Origin of the sequence: Luteimonas sp. TWI596 (assembly GCF_039674105.1) — a bacterium.
GTDB lineage: Bacteria > Pseudomonadota > Gammaproteobacteria > Xanthomonadales > Xanthomonadaceae > Luteimonas.
On sequence record NZ_JBDJMU010000016.1, the window covers coordinates 51,094 to 69,294 of the forward strand.

Annotated in this window: 18 protein-coding genes and 2 tRNA genes; 11 read left to right on the forward strand and 9 right to left on the reverse strand. The window is 69.4% G+C overall.

Going from position 1 to position 18,201, the window contains the following annotated elements; translation table 11 throughout:
* Positions 1-73 precede the first annotated feature (73 nt).
* Entirely contained in the window at positions 74-778 is a 705-nt protein-coding gene (locus ABE487_RS12905; protein ID WP_346449079.1) for an HAD family phosphatase, read from the reverse strand.
* A 134-nt stretch (positions 779-912) separates the two neighbouring features.
* On the opposite strand from ABE487_RS12905, the gene fabA reads away from it, so the two are divergent.
* Positions 913-1,422, forward strand: coding sequence for a 3-hydroxyacyl-[acyl-carrier-protein] dehydratase FabA (gene fabA / locus ABE487_RS12910; RefSeq protein WP_183427137.1), 510 nt, complete (start codon positions 913-915; stop codon positions 1,420-1,422).
* Complete coding sequence (gene fabB, locus ABE487_RS12915; protein ID WP_346449078.1) at positions 1,419-2,651, forward strand: beta-ketoacyl-ACP synthase I; 1,233 nt, start codon at positions 1,419-1,421, stop codon at positions 2,649-2,651. Before fabA ends, fabB begins: the two co-directional genes overlap by 4 nt.
* A gap of 135 nt (positions 2,652-2,786) precedes the next feature.
* On the opposite strand, the gene ABE487_RS12920 is transcribed toward fabB, so the two are convergent.
* Both ABE487_RS12920 and ABE487_RS12925 read right to left on the reverse strand, forming a co-directional pair.
* Positions 2,787-3,485 (reverse strand): pseudouridine synthase, encoded by a 699-nt coding sequence (locus ABE487_RS12920; RefSeq protein WP_346449077.1) that lies wholly within the window; start codon positions 3,483-3,485, stop codon positions 2,787-2,789.
* A complete protein-coding gene (locus tag ABE487_RS12925; RefSeq protein ID WP_346451944.1) occupies positions 3,482-4,525 on the reverse strand; it encodes a methyltransferase in 1,044 nt (347 codons plus the stop codon). Before ABE487_RS12925 ends, ABE487_RS12920 begins: the two co-directional genes overlap by 4 nt.
* Before the next feature lie 198 nt (positions 4,526-4,723).
* Between ABE487_RS12925 and ABE487_RS12930 the strand changes: the two genes are divergently transcribed.
* Entirely contained in the window at positions 4,724-4,981 is a 258-nt protein-coding gene (locus ABE487_RS12930; RefSeq protein ID WP_346445169.1) for a hypothetical protein, read from the forward strand.
* Positions 4,982-5,020: 39 nt separating this feature from the next.
* Here ABE487_RS12930 and ABE487_RS12935 read toward each other — a convergent pair whose 3' ends face one another.
* Together ABE487_RS12935 and ABE487_RS12940 are read right to left on the reverse strand one after the other, a co-directional pair.
* On the reverse strand, positions 5,021-7,549 hold the full coding sequence (locus ABE487_RS12935; protein WP_346451945.1) for an FtsX-like permease family protein: 2,529 nt from the start codon (positions 7,547-7,549) through the stop codon (positions 5,021-5,023).
* On the reverse strand, positions 7,546-8,274 hold the full coding sequence (locus tag ABE487_RS12940; protein WP_346452904.1) for an ABC transporter ATP-binding protein: 729 nt from the start codon (positions 8,272-8,274) through the stop codon (positions 7,546-7,548). Before ABE487_RS12940 ends, ABE487_RS12935 begins: the two co-directional genes overlap by 4 nt.
* A gap of 97 nt (positions 8,275-8,371) precedes the next feature.
* Here ABE487_RS12940 and ABE487_RS12945 point away from each other — a divergent pair, with 97 nt between their 5' ends.
* On the forward strand, positions 8,372-9,037 hold the full coding sequence (locus ABE487_RS12945; protein ID WP_346451947.1) for an arylesterase: 666 nt from the start codon (positions 8,372-8,374) through the stop codon (positions 9,035-9,037).
* Here the strand turns inward: ABE487_RS12945 and ABE487_RS12950 are convergent, their stop codons facing one another.
* The 3 genes from ABE487_RS12950 to ABE487_RS12960 form a co-directional block, all read right to left on the reverse strand.
* Entirely contained in the window at positions 9,038-9,736 is a 699-nt protein-coding gene (locus tag ABE487_RS12950; RefSeq protein WP_346451948.1) for a M23 family metallopeptidase, read from the reverse strand.
* 3 nt (positions 9,737-9,739) lie between these two features.
* On the reverse strand, positions 9,740-10,732 hold the full coding sequence (locus tag ABE487_RS12955) for a L,D-transpeptidase (protein ID WP_346451949.1): 993 nt from the start codon (positions 10,730-10,732) through the stop codon (positions 9,740-9,742).
* A gap of 78 nt (positions 10,733-10,810) precedes the next feature.
* Positions 10,811-11,446, reverse strand: a complete 636-nt coding sequence (locus ABE487_RS12960) for a murein L,D-transpeptidase catalytic domain family protein (protein WP_346451968.1) — start codon at positions 11,444-11,446, stop codon at positions 10,811-10,813.
* A 153-nt stretch (positions 11,447-11,599) separates the two neighbouring features.
* Here ABE487_RS12960 and ABE487_RS12965 point away from each other — a divergent pair, with 153 nt between their 5' ends.
* From ABE487_RS12965 to ABE487_RS12995, 7 genes are all read left to right on the forward strand, one after another.
* Positions 11,600-11,767, forward strand: a complete 168-nt coding sequence (locus ABE487_RS12965; RefSeq protein WP_346451950.1) for a hypothetical protein — start codon at positions 11,600-11,602, stop codon at positions 11,765-11,767.
* Positions 11,768-12,159: 392 nt separating this feature from the next.
* Positions 12,160-12,227: transfer RNA gene (locus tag ABE487_RS12970), tRNA-OTHER, on the forward strand.
* Between the two features lie 2 nt (positions 12,228-12,229).
* A tRNA-Asn gene (locus tag ABE487_RS12975) sits at positions 12,230-12,301 on the forward strand.
* 403 nt (positions 12,302-12,704) lie between these two features.
* Positions 12,705-13,826, forward strand: coding sequence for a slipin family protein (locus ABE487_RS12980; protein WP_346445168.1), 1,122 nt, complete (start codon positions 12,705-12,707; stop codon positions 13,824-13,826).
* 56 nt (positions 13,827-13,882) lie between these two features.
* Positions 13,883-15,106, forward strand: coding sequence for an RtcB family protein (locus ABE487_RS12985; RefSeq protein ID WP_346451951.1), 1,224 nt, complete (start codon positions 13,883-13,885; stop codon positions 15,104-15,106).
* 162 nt (positions 15,107-15,268) lie between these two features.
* A complete protein-coding gene (locus tag ABE487_RS12990) occupies positions 15,269-15,412 on the forward strand; it encodes a hypothetical protein (protein ID WP_346445148.1) in 144 nt (47 codons plus the stop codon).
* Positions 15,413-15,508: 96 nt separating this feature from the next.
* Positions 15,509-16,072 (forward strand): DUF3016 domain-containing protein, encoded by a 564-nt coding sequence (locus ABE487_RS12995; RefSeq protein ID WP_346445147.1) that lies wholly within the window; start codon positions 15,509-15,511, stop codon positions 16,070-16,072.
* A gap of 89 nt (positions 16,073-16,161) precedes the next feature.
* Here ABE487_RS12995 and betT read toward each other — a convergent pair whose 3' ends face one another.
* Complete coding sequence (gene betT, locus ABE487_RS13000) at positions 16,162-18,171, reverse strand: choline BCCT transporter BetT (RefSeq protein ID WP_346451952.1); 2,010 nt, start codon at positions 18,169-18,171, stop codon at positions 16,162-16,164.
* Between the last annotated feature and the right edge of the window lie 30 nt (positions 18,172-18,201).

Consider the following 18,201-nt stretch of genomic DNA (forward strand, 5'->3'; position numbering starts at 1 on the left):
ATGGCCTGCTCGGGCGCCCCATGCGCGCAGCGTCGGCGCCATGCGATTGCCCGAGGCGGATGCTCGGGCGGACTCAGCCCTGGGCGCGTACGGTCTGGATCAGCTGCCGGACATCGTCGAGCGAATCGACGATCCGGTGACCGAGCGCACGCACCGCATCATCGGGCAGCAGCAGGTCGGGCACCTGGATCGTGGTCATGCCGGCCGCGAGCGCGGCGCGCACGCCGGTCGGCGAGTCTTCCAGCGCCAGGCACCGCGCCGCCGGCACGCCCAGCCGCTCGGCCGCAAGCAGGTAGACATCCGGCGCCGGCTTGGGATGGGCGACATCGCTGCTGGTGCACACCGCGTCGAAATGCCGCAGAAGACCGGCGGCGGCAAGCTTGCGCTGCGCCAGCGGCGCCCGCGTGGAGGTCGCGACCGCGCGCGGGATGCCGCATTCGGCCAGCAGGTCCAGCAACGCGACGATGCCCGGACGGTGCGCGATGCCGGCTTCGGCACGCGCCAGATACAACGCCTGACTGCGACCAAACAGCGCATCGGCGGCGGGCTCGCCGATGCGCTCGACCAGGCGTTCGCGGCAGATGCGGTCGCTGTGGCCGATCATCGCGCGCCAGTACGCCGGCTCGATGTCCTGCGCCTGCTCGGCGGCCGCCAGACGCATGCAATCGAGGATTTCGCGCTCGCTTTCGAGCATCAGGCCGTCCATGTCGAACACCACCCCGGCAGGCAGCGACGACAGGGCGAGCCCCTGCGGAGACGGCGGAACGGCGGCGGACATCGAGGGCGTGGACACGCGATCGATTCTACCCCGCATCGCCCCGAAGGCCCATTCAGCGTACCCGTGCGTACGGGCAATGCCGCACGCATTCCGCAATAATCGCCGTCTGCCTCACTTCCCCGGTCCATGCGTCGATGAAGGATTCTTTCAGCTACGAACAACTGATCGCCTCGGGCGAGGGCCGGCTGTTCGCGCCGGGCAGCGGCCGCCTGCCGCTGCCGCCGATGCTGATGTTCGACCGCATCACCCACATCGACGACGACGGGGGTGCGCATGGGCTGGGCCAGATCCACGCCGAGCTCGACGTGCGCCCGGACCTGTGGTTCTTCCAATGCCACTTCCAGGGCGACCCGGTGATGCCGGGCTGCCTGGGCCTGGATGCGATGTGGCAGTTGGTCGGCTTCTACCTGACGTGGCAGCAACTGCCCGGTCGCGGTCGCGCGCTCGGTGTAGGCGAGGTCAAGTTCACTGGCGAGGTCGGCCCCGACGCAAAGCTCGTGCGCTACGAGATCGACATCAAGCGCGTGATCAAGCGCCGCCTGATCCTGGGCATCGGCGATGCGCGCATGCTCGTCGACGGACGCGAGATCTACACCGCCAGCGACCTGCGCGTGGGGCTGTTCATGCGTGACGAGGCCGCATGAGCCTGAATCCGACCGCACGCCGCGTCGTGATCACCGGCGCGGGCATCGTGTCGTGCATCGGCAACGATCTCGACACCGTCGCCGCGTCGCTGCGCGAGGGCCGCTCGGGCATCGCCTTCGACGCCGGCCATGCCGACAAGGGCCTGCGCAGCCAGATCTCGGGCATGCCCGATGTCGACCTCGATGCGCTGATCGACCGCAAGCTGCGCCGTTTCATGGGCGATGCCGCGGGCTACGCTTACCTGGCGCTGCGCGATGCGATTGCGCACGCCGGTTTGACCGACGCCATGATCTCCGGCCCGCGGACCGGCCTGATCATGGGATCGGGCGGCGGCTCGCCGGAGAACCTGATCGGCTCGGCCGACGTGCTGCGCGACAAGGGCGTGCGCCGGATCGGCCCGTACCAGGTCACGCGCACGATGAACTCGACGGTCTCGGCGTGCCTGGCCACCGCATTCGGCATCAAGGGGCTCAACTACTCGATTTCCTCGGCCTGTGCGACGTCGGCGCACTGCATCGGCGTGGCCGCACAGCAGATCCAGGCCGGCCTGCAGGACGTGGTGTTCGCCGGCGGCGGCGAAGAAGCGCACTGGGGCATGGCGATGCTGTTCGACGGCATGGGCGCGCTGTCGAGCCGCTACAACGACACCCCGACGCGCGCCTCTCGGCCGTACGACGCCGACCGCGACGGCTTTGTGATCGCTGGCGGCGGTGGCGCGCTGGTGCTCGAGAGCCTGGAGCACGCGCAGGCACGCGGCGCGACGATCCTCGGCGAACTGGTCGGCTTTGGCGCCAGCTCCGACGGCGTCGACATGGTCGCGCCCTCCGGCGACGGCGCGATCGCCTGCATGCGCATGGCGATCGAGGGCCTCGACGGCGACATCGACTACATCAACACCCACGGCACCTCGACCCCGGTCGGCGACGTCAGCGAATTGCGTGCGATGCGCACGGTATTCGGCGATGCAATGCCGCCTTTCTCGTCGACCAAGTCACTGACCGGCCACTCGCTCGGCGCGACAAGCGTGCACGAAGCGATCTTCTGCCTGCTGATGCTCGAGCGCGGCTTCATCGCCGGCTCGATCAATGTCGACACCCTCGACCCCGAAGCCGAAGGCCTGCCACTGGTCCGCGAAAGCCGCCCCGCACAGCTGCGCACTGTGCTGTCGAACAGCTTCGGCTTCGGCGGCACCAACGCCAGCCTCGCCCTGCGCCGCTGGGACGCCTGACAAAACCAGGGCCCGAAACCGGGTCAGCGAAACCGAAACCGGGGTCAGAGTCGAATTTCCCCCGAGAACCAGCAGGCGTGGGACATCCCTGGTGGAAATTCGACTCTGACCCCGGTTTCGAACCCCGGTTTCGGGCTAGCCGAAGAGCGTGGTCAGGTCGGCGGCGTCGAGGGGGCGCCATTGCCCTTCGGGCAGGTCGCCCAGCGACAGGCCGCCGATGCGGCTGCGGTGGAGGGCGACGACGTGGTTGCCGACGGCCGCGAACATGCGTCGGACCTGGTGGTAGCGACCTTCGACGATGGTCAGCCGCGCATGCGTGGGGTCGACGACCTCGAGCGCGGCGGGCAGCAGCGGCGTGGTCTCGGACTCGAGCATCAGCGTGCCGCTGGCGAACAGCGCGGCCTCGTCCCCGCGCAGCGGCTGCGCCAAGGTCGCGTCGTAGACCTTGGGTAGCGCCGCCTTCGGCGAGATGATCCGATGCAGCAGTTGGCCGTCGTCGGTGAACAGCAGCAGGCCGCTGGTCTCGCGATCCAGGCGCCCGACCGTCGACAGCGCGGGCGCGCGCAGCCGGAAGCGCGGTGGCAACAGGTCGTAGACCAACCGGCCAGTGTCCTTGGTCGAGCAGGTGTAGCCGGTCGGCTTGTGCAGCAGCAGCGTCAGGCCCTGCGGCGGATCGAGCGGTTCGCCGTCGACGCGAATGGCCGCATGCGCCACCCGGTCGTCGGCATAGAGCACCTCGCCGTCGGCATCGGTGATGCGCCCCTCGCGGAACATCCACGCCACCTGCTTGCGGCTGCCGTAGCCGAGGTTGGCGAGCAGCTTGACCAGCTTCATCGCGCCTGCTCCGCGTGCACGATCTTGAAGCCACCCTGCGCGGCGACTTCGCGCACCTGGCCAAAGCGTGCGGCGAGCACGTCCTCGTAGGGCAGATGCCGGTTGGCGACCAGCCACAGGCTGCCGCCCGGCGCCAAGGCGTCGGCGGCCGCGGCGATGAACGCACGCCCCAGCTCGGGCCGCTCCTCGCGCCCGTGGGCATGGAATGGCGGATTGCTGACGATGAAGTCGTAACGCCGCGGCAGGCCCGCAGTGACGTCGCGCCACTGGAAGTCCAGCGCCACATCGTCGCGTAGCCCGGTCAGATTGCGACGGGCCAGCGCCAGCGCGCGGCCCTCGGCCTCGATCACGTCGAGCGCGCGCAGGCCCGGGCAGCGCTGCAGCACGTCAGCCGCCAGAAAGCCGTAGCCCGCGCCGAGATCGGCGCCATGCCCGGCCAGCGTCGTGGGCAAGTGCGCGGCCAGCAGCGCCGACGCCGGATCGATCCGATCCCAGGCGAACACGCCGGGGCGGCTGACGAACCGGCCACCGAGGATCGGGCGCGGCGCGTCCAGTGCGGCCCAGCGCGCGCGCAACGCCTCGTCGCCGCGCGCATCGCGCTGCGCCCAGAACACCCGGCACTTGTGCTTGGACAGCGCGCCAATGTTGCCGGCGAGCGCGGCCAGGTCGGCCTGCGCGGACTTCGCGCCCTCATCGTTGGCAACGCTGGCCACGACCCAGCCGCCGGGTGCGACCGCCGCCAGCGCGCGTGCCAGCAACGCCCGCGCCTCGTCACGCTGGCGCGGCGGCAGTGCCAATACCAACGGTCGTTCCGGCAGCGCCGGATCATCGCCATCGTCCTGCGGCAGCGCCTCCAGGCCGGCGCGCTGCAGCGCCGCGTGCAAGGGCGCCAGGGTCTGCTCGCACAGCAGGCCAGGCCACCGCCCGCCGGTCGTTGCCACACCCGGACGCGCGCGCAGGAACAGCGCACCGGCCGGCGGCCACGACAGCAGCCGCTGCTCGAACGGGAGGAACAGCGCATCGAGTGCGGGGTCGGCCATCGCGGGAGGTCCTGGGAAACAGCCGGCGATTCTACCGGGACCGCTCGACCGGAACGCCGCCAGCAGCCGGCAGGGCCCCCATGCGCATGCCGCACCAAGGCACCGCGTCATCGCGATCCCAACGCCACGTTGATGCATCGCGAACATCCGCGTCGGCACGATGGCCGGGCCTTCCCCCCACAGGAGACCGCGATGCCCATCCGTGCACTGTTCGTCGGCGGCGTCATCGACAACAACGAACTCGACCTCGACGGCACGGAACCGCCGAAGCACTACCCGCCCGAGACCGGCAGCGGCCAGTCGCGTTACCGCCTGCATCTGGTCGGTCGCAAGCAGGACCGCGTCGCCTACGCCGTCTACGGCGCACCCGAACTGGCGGGCGAGGAAGTGCTTCGGGTCAGCACGGAACGCGAGTACGCCCGTCGCTTCGATGCGGCCGAGGATGTGATCGAGTGAGCCTCGGGCCGGGCAGTGTCCATGCGCCGCCCGGCCATCTCATTCCTGCAACTCACGCAGCGTCACCGAAGGCGGTGCGTCGAGCACGCGGCGGGTCGCCCACAGGCCGGCCGCGAGCGTCACGCCGACACCGATGCCGCCGCCCGCCGCGGCCAGCGCCCAGTTCGGCCGCCACGGCAGGTCGAACACCTGCACCGCGACGACACCGGCCAACACCGATGCGGCCAACGCGGCGACCACGCCCGACAGCAAGCCGATCGCCGCGAACTCCGAGGCCTGCGCCAGCCGCAGCTGTGCGCGTCGGCCGCCGAGCACGCGCATCACGCCGCCTTCGAGCAGGCGTTCGTCCTGGCTGGCGCTGACCGCCGCCAGCAACACCAGCACGCCGGCGGCGAGCGAGAACCAGAACACCACCTGCACCACGGTCGAGACCTGGTCGGCGGTGCTGCGCACCTGGGTCAGCACCGCGTCGATGTCGACGACCGACAGGTTCGGGAAGCGCTGCACCAGATCGGCGGTAAAGCGCGGCCGCTCGGGGGGCACGCGCACCGCGGTGATGTGGCTGGCCGGGTAGCCGTCGAGTGCGCCGGGCGAGGCGACGACGAAGAAGTTCGGCCGGAAGCTCTCCCACTCGATGCTGCGCAGGCTGGTGATCGGCGCCTCGAACCGCTGGCCGGCAATGTCGAACGCGATGCGGTCGCCGATCTGCCAGCCCAGGTCCTTGGCAAAGCCCTCCTCGACCGACAATTCCGGCGACGCGGGCACCGTATCGCCCCAGTACCTGCCGGCGGTGATCTGGTTGTCATCGCGCAGCGCGCCCTGCATCGACAGGTTGAACTCGCGCTCGGCCCGGCGCTGGGCCTGGCGGTCCTGGGCCTCGTCGCCGCTGCGTCCCAGGTAATCCTCGCCGCGTACCGCCTCGCCATTGCGCGCGAGCAGGCGCGCGCGCACCATCGGGAACAGCACCGGCGGCTCGACCGCCTGTTCGGCGATGAAACCGCGCACGGGGTCGAGCTGGTCGGGCTGCACGTTGATGATGAAGCGGTTGGGCGCGTCCTGGCCGATCGCCAGCTGCCAGCGATCGAGCAGGTCCGTGCGTACGAACGTCAGCAGCAGCAGCGCCATCAGGCCCAGGCCGAGTGCGCTGATCTGCGCAACGCTGGTGCCCGCGCGCCGGCTCACGTTGGCCAGGCCGTAGCGCAGGCTGCCTCGCAGCTTCGAACGCAGTGCACGCACCAGCGCGATCAGCGCCCACGCGAGCAGCGCCAGCACCGCGAACGTGGCCGCGATACCGGCCAGCATCGCGCCGCCAAGCGCCGCCGACCCGGCCTTCCACCACAACAGCGCGGCCAGCCCGGCGAAACCGGTCAGCCCGACCAGCCATGCGCTGGGCTCGAAGCCGCCGAGGTCGCGACGCAGCACGCGCAGCGCCGGCACCCGCCGCAGCGCCAGCACCGGCGGCGCGCCGAAGGCCAGCAGCACGACCAGACCGACGCCGTAGCCCTGCAGCGCGGGCAACACGCCGGCGGCCGGGATCGACAAGCCCAGCAGCGACGCAAGCCAGCGGCCGACCGCCCACTGCAGCCCGAACGCGATCGCGACGCCCAAGGTGCAAGCGACCACCCCGAGCAGCAGCAGTTCGCCGACGTGGATGCCGACCAGCGTGCGCTGCTGCGCGCCCATGCAGCGCATCACCGCCACCGACGACAGATGCCGGGCCGAATGCTGGCGCGCGGCCATTGCCACCGCGACTGCCGCCAGGATCACCGACACGAGTGCCGCCAGCCCCAAGAAGCGGCCGGCGCGATCGAGCGAGGAGCGCACTTCGGGGCGCGCGTCGCCGATCGTCTCCACGCGCTGGCCGCGGCCCAGCTGCGCACGTGCCAGGCGGGTGAAGCCGTCGACCGCGTTGGCGTCGCCGGCGACGACGAGGCGATAGCCGATGCGGCTGCCCGGCTGGATCAGCCCGGTGCCCCCCAGATCGGACAGGTGCAGGAACACCTTCGGCGCGACATTGAAATAGTCGATCGACGCATCGGGCTCCTGCAGCACCAGCGCGGCGAGACGGAAGCTGCGTTCGCCCAAGTGCACGGTGTCGCCGACCGCCGCGCCAAGCGTGTCCGCCCCGGCCCGGCTCATCCATGCGGTCCCGGGTTCGGGCACCGCCTGCGCATCGCGTTCGACGCCATCGCCGCGATCGATCCGGAAGCTGCCGCGCAGCGGAAAGCCGTCACCGAGCGCGCGCACGTCGCCCAGGCGCAGATTGGCCGCATCGCCCTCGCCGACGCGGATCATGCTGTCGAGCTCGACAGTCTCGACCGCGCGCAGGCCAGGCGCATCGGCGGCGGCGCGGATCGCACCGTCGATCGGCGCATCGCCGCGCACCACCGCATCGCCGCCGAGCAGGCGGTTGGCCTCGATCGCCAATGCGCGCTCGGCGCGATCGGTGACGAAGCCCACCGCAGTCACCGCGACGACCGCGAGCACCAGCGCCGCGAACAGGATGCGGATGTCGCCGGCCTTGAAGTCGCGGCGCAGCTGCCGCCAGGCGAGGCCTGCGGTCCTCATGCGGCCAGCGCCTCGTCGGCGACGAGCCGGCCGCTGTCGATGCGCAGGCGCCGGGCGCAGCGCGCCGCCAGGCGATCGTCGTGGGTGACCAGCACCAGCGTGGTGCCGGCATCGGCATTGAGCGCGAACAGCAGGTCGACGATCGCCTGGCCGGTGGCGGTGTCCAGGTTGCCGGTCGGCTCGTCGGCGAACAGCAGCGAGGGCCGGGTCACGAACGCGCGCGCCAGCGCCACGCGCTGCTGCTCGCCGCCCGAGAGCTGGCGTGGATAGTGGCCCAGGCGCTCGCCCAGACCGACACGCTGCAGCACCTCGCGCGCCAGTGCCTCGACATCCCGGTCGCCGCGCAACTCCAGCGGCAGCATGACGTTCTCCAGCGCGGTCAGCGATGGCAGCAGCTGGAAACTCTGGAACACGAAGCCGACCTTCTCGCCGCGCACGCGTGCCCGGCCGTCCTCGTCGAGTGTGGAGATCGGCGCGCCGTCGAGCAGCACGCGACCCGCGCTGGGTGTGTCGAGCCCGGCCAGCAGCGACAGCAGCGTGCTCTTGCCCGAGCCCGAGGCCCCGACGATCGCCACCGTGTCGCCATGCCCGATACGGAAGCCGACGTCCTGCAGGATCGTCAGCTCCCCGGACGGCAGCGCGACCCGCTTGCCCAGCCCATCGACATCGAGCGCATGGCCTGCCGCGCGCACGGCTTCATCTTGCAGGGGGGAACCGTCGTGCATAGATATCCTTCGCTGTTCGCGCCAGTCCGGCGCACCGTCGCGATGCGGCATCGCCGACCAACCGGAGACATGGGAGATGACACTGGGAACTGCGGCCATGCGCCGCCCGATGCAAGCGCGCGTGGCGCGCTGGATGCTGGCGTGTCTGCTGGCCCTGCCCGTTCTAGCACAGGCCCAGGCCGCGACGGCCCGCCCTGCCGCCGATCCGCAGGCCAAGACGCTCCTGGTCATGGGTGATTCACTGTCGGCGGGCTACGGCATGTCTGCCGCGCAAGGCTGGGTCGGCCTGCTCGCACAACGGCTGCAGCGCGAGGCACCGGACTGGCGAGTGGTCAATGCGAGCATCTCGGGCGAGACCACCGCCGGCGGCGCGTCTCGGATCGTGCAGGCAGTCGTGCGCGAGCGCCCGCAGGTGGTCATCATCGCGCTGGGGGCCAACGACGGGCTACGCGGGCTGCCGCTGGCCGAGGCCCGGCGCAACCTGGCGCGGATGATCGGCGCCTCGCAGCACGTCGGCGCGCGCGTGCTGCTGGTGGGCATGCGCATGCCACCCAACCTCGGCCCGGACTACACGCGCGGCTTCGAGGCCAACTACCGGCTGCTCGCCGACACGTTCGACGTCGCACTGCTGCCGTTCCTGCTCGAGCCGGTCGCCGACGACCGCGGCAACTTCCAGGACGACAACCTGCATCCCACCGCCGAGGCGCAGACGAAGATCCTCGATCACGTCTGGCCGGCTCTGCGTCCGCTGCTCGCGCCTTAGTCAGGGCCGTTCGAGCAGCGGATACGGGTTGACCGGCGCACCGGTCCACCACTGGCGTTCGGGCGTCAGCCGGAACACTGCGAAATGCAGATGCGGAGCAGCCGGATCGGCGTTGCCGGTGCTGCCGACCCGGCCGATGACATCGCCGCGCCGCACCTGCGTGCCCTCCGCGATGCCGGGCGCATAGGCCTGCAGGTGCGCGTAGTAGTACGACCAAGTGCCGGTAGGCTCGAACTGGTAGATCGTCAGGCCACCGCGATCGCTGGTGAACAGCTTTTCGATCGTGCCGTCGGCGGCCGCCAGCACCGGCGTGCCGGCAGGGGCCATGATGTCGAGCGCCTCGTGCCGGCGCTCGCTGCCACGCGCATCGTCGAACGTGTCGCGCACGTCGGCGAACGGGATGCCCTGTACTGGCAACAGCAGCCGAGGCGACGCATGCGCGTCGACGCGCGGGTCCGGCGCAGGCGTCGCATCGGGTGCCGCCGGAGGCTCGGCGCCGGGGACATGGGCGGCGGGTACCGACGCAGGGGGTGCCGCCACATTGTCGGACGGCCCCGGATCTGGCGCCGGCGAAGGCGCGGCCTCGGCGACCACGGGCGACGCGACATCATGCGCGGATCCACCACGCCACAGGAACACGGCCGCGTTCGCCAGCGCGAGCACCGCTGCGAGCGCGATCCACAGGCCGGCACGGGTCATGGTCTATTCCTCCAGCATTACGACGGTGCCCGGCCCGACGACACCCGCCACCCGGCGCGCGCTCCAGTTGGTCATCCGGATGCAACCGTGCGACTGGGTCTTGCCGATGTTCGCCGGCTCCGGCGTGCCGTGGATGCCGTAATGCGGCTTGGACAGGTCGATCCAGACCGTCCCGACCGGGTTATTGGGGCCGGGTGGCAACGTGGCCTTGGCGTGACCGGGGTCGGCATCCCAAAACAGATCCGGGTTGTAATGGAAGGTCGGGTCCTCGGCCACGCCCTCGACCTTCCACTCGCCGATGGGCAGCGGATCGTGCTCGCTGCCAGTCGAGGCCGGGAACTGCGCGTAGACCTTGCCGGCGCCGTCGACCAGCCGCACCACCGAATCGGATTTGCTGACCACCACCCGCTCGGGCTTCGCCAACGCCGGGGCATCGGCCGTGTTCGGGACCACGATGCGCGTGCCCGCCTCGAATCGGGCACTGGGATTGAGCCGCCGCAGCAGCGCGGGCGCGGCATGGAACCGCTCGCCCAGCGCTTCGGCGAGGCTTTCGAAGCCCAGCGCCTCGCGCTTGGCCTTTTCCATCATGTCCTCGGGCAGCGCGACGAAGGGACCGGCGACCTCATCAGCGGTCAGCGTGTGCGCCTTCAGCGCAGGCGCCGCGTCGGCGGTGAGCGCCTGCCAAGTGGGCGCATCCAGCGTCCCGCTCGCTTCCAGACCGTGGAAGCGCTGGAAGGCGGCGATTGCGCGCGTGGTGTTGGTCCCGCCCTGCGCATCGATCTCGCCGGGGGAGAAATGCGCACGGTCGAGCAGCACCTGCGCGCGCAGCATCGTCGCATCGCCGGCGTCGGCCGTCGCCGCATTGACCGCCTCGGGTGTCAGCGCGGCCTCGACATCCGCCTGTGGTCGGTCCTGGGCAATCGCCGGCGCGCAGGCCAACAGCAGCCCCAGGCAGCCGGTCATCCAGCGCACAAGGTGGGATCGGGATGGCGTCATCGGGGCGCTCCTGCAGCGTGGGATGCCGGCATGGTTCCGCGTCCGCTGCGCCGGTCACGTGAAGCCGGTGCCGCGCGTTCAGCGGGCCGGGCAGTGGAGCAAGACTGAGTCCTGTCGCCAGCCAGGATCGTCGGCATAGGCGAACAGCAGCTGGCCGTCCTTGAGATCGTCGATCACCGCGCGCGCCACCGCGGTGCGCACCGCCGGGCAGCCCCAGCTGCGTCCCAGTCGCCCCTGGCGCCGGCCCTGTTCGGGGTCGACGTAGTCGGCACCGTGCATGACGATCAATCGCTCGCGGGCGCGGCCGTTGATGCCCGGCTCCAGGCCGTCCAGGCGCAGCGAGTAACCGTTCTGGCCAGTGTAGGTCTCGGCCGTCGCGAACAGCCCCAGGCTGGACTGGTAGCTGCCCTCGACATCGGAGAACACGGTCGGCCGGTTGCCGCCGCTGCCGCGTCCATGGGCGACATGCTCTGCATGCAGCAACCGCGCCTGCGCCAGATCGAACACCCACAGGCGGACCTCGGTCGAGGGCCGCGAGTAATCGATCACCGCCAGCCGCTGGCCGACATCGCGCGTGCGCGCGGCGCAATCACGTGCCTGCAGGGCGGAGGCGAGCACCCCGCGATTGAGTCCGGGCGCCAACGCGGCCAGCCTGTCGACGCGATCGTCGCCATGGACAAGGCCGCCGGCCAGCAGTCCGATGATGCAGCACATCCATGAGATCGATTTGCGCATGGGACCAGCATATGCGCTCGACGTGACGCCCCTCGTGATCGCGGCGTTCGCCTCCACTTCCCGGGATAATCGACCGCAGATTGGCCGAAAAAAAACGACCGACCCGCTTGCACGGATGATTAAGTCCATGTAATGTTCGCGCCCATCCGGCCCACCCGACGTTTCCACGACATTCGCGACGCCATGAAAACCGCCTTCTCCCCTGTCGACATGCCTCGCCTGCCGCGCGTCCAGCGCGAAGCGGCGCCATGCGCGCAGCAGGCAGCGCGGCGCGAGCTGTCCGGCCACATCTTCGACTGATCTCCTCGATTCCAAGGAGATCGGCACCCCGATCTCCGAGGCACGCGAACGCCCTCGGATGCCACATCCGGGGGCGTTTTGTTTGTGCGTTCGAGTACGCGTATGCAATAGATTCGCAGGTTTCGCATTCGACCCGAGGCATCCGGGAAAACCGGTTTCCTGATTATCGGGCGATTATGTCGCGAGGCGTTCGCCATTTCGTGGCGGCAACGCTGTGCCCTGATGCCGGGCACGGGCGACGGGCGGGTGCAGCCTGCAGAATGGATCGGCGCTGGAAGGTGCCGATCGGACCATCGACGAACACGGGCTTGCGGTGCGGGTTGCGATCCCGTCCGGTGCGCGCGGCACTGCCGTGGCGTATGCCGGCGCGTGCGAGGCGATGGTGCGATGAGCGGACGATAGCTCAGAGGCAGAGCAGCGGAACCACCTCCGGCCACCGGTTCGAGTCCGGTTCGTCCACCTTTGGATAGCTCAGATGGGTAGAGCATCGGACTGTTAATCCGACTGTCGCGGGTTCGACTCCCGCTCCAAGCATGACCTGTCACGTCATGACACCGGAACGCAAGTTCCACACCAGGACACGGCCCGCGCGGCGTGTCGCGCGCGACAGGCCCCGGCCTGTCGATGCCGCGAACCGTCGCAGCGGATCCGTCACCGGGCCAGCGTCCCCGAGGCGCGCGGACCGCCTGCGCACCGCCGCGATCCATCGCGACGTCCATGCCCGGGCGCCGTCTCCGCGCCGCGCGCACGCCACGCTCCGCGACGGCGATGCCAGGGCCGCGTCCATCTTCCTCGCGGGTCCGCCCGCACCGCATCGCACACCACCGCGATGCGACGTACTGCCGCCGCGCTAACCGATCCATCGCGGCGGCATCGACATCCGGATCGGACCACCAGTGCCAACAACCAAGGAGAGAGTGCCGTGCATGTCCACAGCATGTTCCGGACCAGGCGGGTCGTGATCGGTGACGGCGAGCGCGGCCTGGTGTATCGCAACCGTCAGTTCGAGCGCGTCCTCGCGCCCGGCGTGCATCGCATGTTCGACCCGTTCCACCGGGTCGAGGTGCGCACCTACGACATTTCCGCGCCGGTCTATGCTGGCCACGATGCCGACGCACTGATCGCGCGCCTCGGCGGACAGCTGGACGCGGTGTTCGTGCACGCCGACATTGGTGCCGACGAAGTCGGCCTCGTGTTCCGGCACGGCAAGCTCGAGGACGTGCTGGCGCCCGGCGCGCGCAGGCTGTACTGGCGCGGACTGGTCGATATCGCCGTCGAGCGCGTATCGTTCGCCGACAGCCTCGCCGTGCGCCCGGACGTGCTGCGGCGCCTGCGTCAGCTCGGCCTGCTGTCGAAGGTCGCCGTGGTCGTCGACGTGCCGGCGGAAGCGGCCGGCCTGGTCTTCATCGACGGCTCGCTGCTGGGAACGCTCGGTCCCGGCGCCTACGCGTTCTGGAACTTCCACAAGAACGTGGTCGCCGAAGTCGTCGACCTGCGCGTGCAGCCGGTCGAGGTGTCGGGCCAGGAGTTGCTGACCCGCGACCGCGTGTCGCTGCGCGTGAACCTCGCGGCCAGCGTACGCGTGACCGACCCGGTCGCCGCGCGTACCAAGGTCGCGAAGTCCGGCGATCACCTGTACCGCGAGCTGCAGTACGGCCTGCGCAAGGTCGTCGCCGCGCGCACCCTCGACGAACTGCTGGGCGACAAGGCCTCGCTGGACGCGGACATCTTCGCGTACGTGCGCGGCCAGGTAGCCGGTCTGGGCGTCGAGGTGCTGGGCGTCGGCGTCAAGGACGTGATCCTGCCGGGGGAGATGAAGACGATCCTCAACGAGGTGGTGCAGGCGGAGAAGGCGGCCCAGGCCAACGTGATCCGCAGGCGCGAGGAAGCCAACGCCACGCGTTCGCTGCTCAACACCGCGAAGCTGATCGAGGACTCCCCGGTACTGATGCGCCTCAAGGAACTGGAGGCGCTGGAGAAGGTGACCGAGAAGATCGACACGCTCACCGTGTTCGGCGGCCTGGACGGCGTGCTGAAGCAGTTGGTGACGATGAAGTAGTCATTCCCCCGCGCGGTGCACGGATGCAGCGCGCGGGACCATCGAAGGAAAGAGATATGAGTTCCCAATCGCAATTCGAACTCCTGCATGCCGAAGGCAGCGCCACGCCGATCAAAGGCTGGGTGCGCGGCGTGCCGCTGGATGACCAGGCCCACGCGCAGCTGTGCAACATCGCCGCGATCCCGTTCGTCGGGCCATGGGTGGCGGTGATGCCGGACGTGCACCTGGGCAAGGGTGCGACCGTGGGTTCGGTGATCCCCACGCGCGGCGCGATCATTCCGGCCGCGGTCGGCGTGGACATCGGCTGCGGCATGGCCGCGGTGCGCACCACGCTGCGCGCGAAAGACCTGCCCGACAGCCTGGCCCAGATCCGCTCGGGCATCGAGCGCGCGGTGCCGGTCGGCAACGGCCGCGGCGGCGAACACCGGAAGCTGCCCGACAGCATTGGCACGCGCATCGCGCAATCCGGATTGATTGAGCGCCTGGACGTGATCAAGCAGAAGCACCGACGGATCCGTACCGACAAGCTGGACTGCCAGATCGGCACGCTCGGCGGCGGCAATCACTTCATCGAGCTGTGCCTCGACGAATCCGATGCCGTATGGGTCATGCTGCATTCGGGCTCGCGCGGGACCGGCAACCTGATCGGCACCTACTTCATCGAGCAGGCGCGCAAGAAGCTCGAGCACCGCGTGCTGGGCTTCCATCTGCCCGACCGCGACCTCGCGTTTTTCATGGAGGGCGAGCCGCTGTTCGAGGACTACGTGGAGGCGGTGTCGTGGGCGCAGGACTACGCCCGCGAAAACCGCGAGGCGATGATGGCGCGGGTCCTGGCCGAGCTGCGCCACCGGCTGCCGAAGTTCCAGCTCGAGACGCTGGCGGTGAACTGCCACCACAACTACGTGCAGAAGGAATCGCACGCCGGGCAAGCGGTGTACGTGACCCGCAAGGGCGCGGTGAGCGCGCGGACCGGCGAACTCGGGATCATCCCGGGCAGCATGGGCGCGAAGAGCTTCATCGTGCGTGGGCTGGGCAACGGCGACAGCTTCCACAGCTGCAGCCACGGCGCCGGACGTGTGATGAGCCGCACGGCCGCCCGGCAGCAGATCACGCTGGCGCAGCACCGCGAGGCGACCGCGCACGTCGAATGCCGCAAGGAAGCGGCGGTCATCGACGAAAGTCCGGCCGCCTACAAGGACATCGAAGCGGTCATGGCGGCGCAGACGGATCTGGTGGAGATCGTGCACACCCTGCGTCAGGTGGTGTGCGTGAAGGGCTGAGCGGCCACGGCCGCGACGTCAGGTGAGGCCGCCCGCGAGGGCGGCCTTTCTTCGTGCCGGCCGTGCCGCGAGCGCCGCGCCCGCGGATGAACCGATGCCACGTGCCGCCGGCCATGGCGGCTCGACCCGCTCAAGACCCAACGCAGTGAGGAGGACGTCCGGATGCGGATGCTCGGCTTGCCGGTGATAGCGCACGCCCTCGCGCGGAACGGCACGCTCTTTGGCCTGACGCTCGCCTGCCTGGCCCCCGCGCGACCGGTGCTGCAGCGCCCGCAGGCGCGGTCGCACGCCTTCTTGCTCGACTGAGCCCGGCACCTTGATTGCGGGTTAAGCCCGCCCGGCGCATGCTCCGATTCCAGTCCGATGCGCCGTGCGGACCCCGCACGCGAGGGAGTCACCGCCATGAACCGCCGTTCCCTGCCCCTGCTGCTTGCCGCCGCCCTGACCGCGATCGCCGCGCCGGTGCTGGCACGCAGCGACGTGACCGACCCCCAGATCCCGAGGTCGCTGCCCGGGGACAGCCCGGTGTCGGTGCAATGGACCGATCCGGATGCATTCTCCGATATCCGCCAGAGCGGCAATCGCTGGGAGGCGCGCCGCGGCAACTGGGTCGTGCAGATCGCCGAGCACATCCGCCGCCGCGCCGAGCGTGAGTTACCTCCGGGCAGCACGCTGGAGGTCACGATCCACGACATCCGCCGCGCCGGCATGTACGAACCCTGGCACGGTCCGCAGCTCGACCATGTGCGCATCGTCAAGGATCACTACCCGCCGCGGATCGATCTGGACTTCGTGCTGCGCGACGCATCGGGCACGATCGTCGCCGAAGGGCCACGCGAGTTGCGCGACATGGGTTTCTTGCAGCGCGCCGGCAGCACCATGAGCAGCGACGCCTTGCGCTACGAAAAGCAACTCGTCGACGACTGGCTGCGACGCGAGCTGCGCCCGGCGCTCGTGCAGCGCTGAGCACAATGGCCGGCCCCCGACCGGCCTGAGCCCAGACAGCAGAAGGCCGCGCATCTGCGCGGCCTTCTGCGTTGCGTTCCTGCGGAGTGCTAGCGCACCACGTTGAGGAAGTGGATGTGACGCTGGTACTGGTCGAGCACGTCATGGATCAGCTCGTCGCGACGCCAACCCATCACATCGTAGTCCTGCCCGCCCTCGCGCAGGTGCACCTCGGCGCGGTAGTAGCGATCGGAGTCCTTCTTGCGTCGGCGCGGGTCGTCGAGCATGAAGCTCGGCGGCTCGTACGACACCGGCCGCACCGAGTAGTAGAAGTCCATCTCCTCGCCATGGCCGACCTGCAGCCACACGCGGCCGTCCTCGCCCTCTTCCACCGATACCTCCAGGCCCTGCCTGCGCAGCTCCGTCGCCACGTCCTCGAACGCCGGCTTGACCTGCGCATGCAGGAACGAGATCACCTCCTTCTGCAGCGGGTGGTGGGCCAATGCGCGCAGTCGCACCTTCCAGTCGCCGCCGCCTGCCGCGACCGGCGCAATGCGCGCGTCGCGGATGCTCGTGCGCTTCACGACCTCCAACCGCATGGCCTTCACCATGCCCCAGCACATCACGATCATGACGATGGTGAATGGCAGCGCGCTTGCGATCGTGCCCGCCTGCAACGCGGACAGGCCACCGGCAATCAGCAGCGCAATGGCGATCACACCGACCAGCAGCGCCCAGAAGATGCGCTGCCAGACCGGAGACTCCTCCTCACCCTTCGACGACAGCATGTCGATCACCAGCGCGCCGGAGTCGGCCGAAGTCACGAAGAAAATCACGACCAGCAGCGTCGCCACCGCCGAGGTGATCGTCGACAGCGGGTAATCCTCGAGGAACTGGAAGATCGCCACAGAACTGTCGGCGGCGACCGCATCGACCAGGGTCTGGCTGCCCTCGACCATGACCTGGTACAGCGCGGCGTTGCCGTAGATCGTCATCCACAGGAAGGTGAACCCCAGCGGCACGAGCAGGACGCCGACGACGAACTCCCGGATCGTGCGGCCGCGCGAGATACGCGCGATGAACATCCCCACGAAGGGCGACCAGGCGATCCACCAGCCCCAATAGAACAGTGTCCAGCCACCGAGCCAGGTCGGACGCTGGTCGTAGGCATAGAGGTTGAACGTCATCGAGAACACGTTGGAGATGTACATGCCCGTGTTCTGCACGAAGGCCTGCAGCAGATAGACGGTTGGCCCCATCACCAGAACGAACGCGAGCAGTGCGACGGCCAGGATCATGTTGAGCTCAGACAGCCTGCGCACGCCACGATCGAGGCCGCTGAACACCGAGCCCGTCGCGATCAGCGTGATCACGATGATCAGCACCACCTGCACAGTCGTGCTCACATTCACATCGAACAGATAGTTCAGGCCGGAATTGATCTGGATCACGCCCAGACCCAGCGAGGTCGCCAGGCCGAAGATCGTCCCCAGGACCGCGAACGTATCGACGGCATGCCCGATCGGGCCGTGGATGCGCTCGCCGATGATCGGATACAGCGACGAGCGGATCCGCAGCGGCAGACCGTGTCGGTAAGCGAAGTACGCCAGCGACAGCGCGACCACGGCGTAGATCGCCCAGGCGTGCACGCCCCAGTGGAAAAAGGTGATCCGCATCGCCTGACGGGCGGCGGCGACGGTCTGCGCGTCACCAACCGGCGGATCGGCATAATGCATGATCGGCTCGGCGACGCCGAAGAACATCAGGCCGATGCCCATGCCCGCAGCGAACAGCATCGCGAACCAGGTCGCATAGTTGTAGTCGGGGCGACTATGGTCGGGGCCCAAGCGCAGCTTGCCGAACTGGCTGACCGCGATACCGACGATGAAGACGAGAAAACCGGCAACAGCGAGGATCGTAAACCAACCGGCGTCCTCGGCGACCCAGCTCTTGGCACGACTGAAAATGGTCTCCGATGCCTCGGGCGCGATGAACGACATCGCCACCAACCCCAGCACGATCAGTGCAGACGGGAAAAAAACGGGACCGAGAATGCGCGAGTGCCAGTATTCCGGCGGTGCGGCCGGATCGGTCTCCGGGCGCACGGTGGGATCGTTCATATTGAGTCCTCATAGCTGGACGCGACGGCG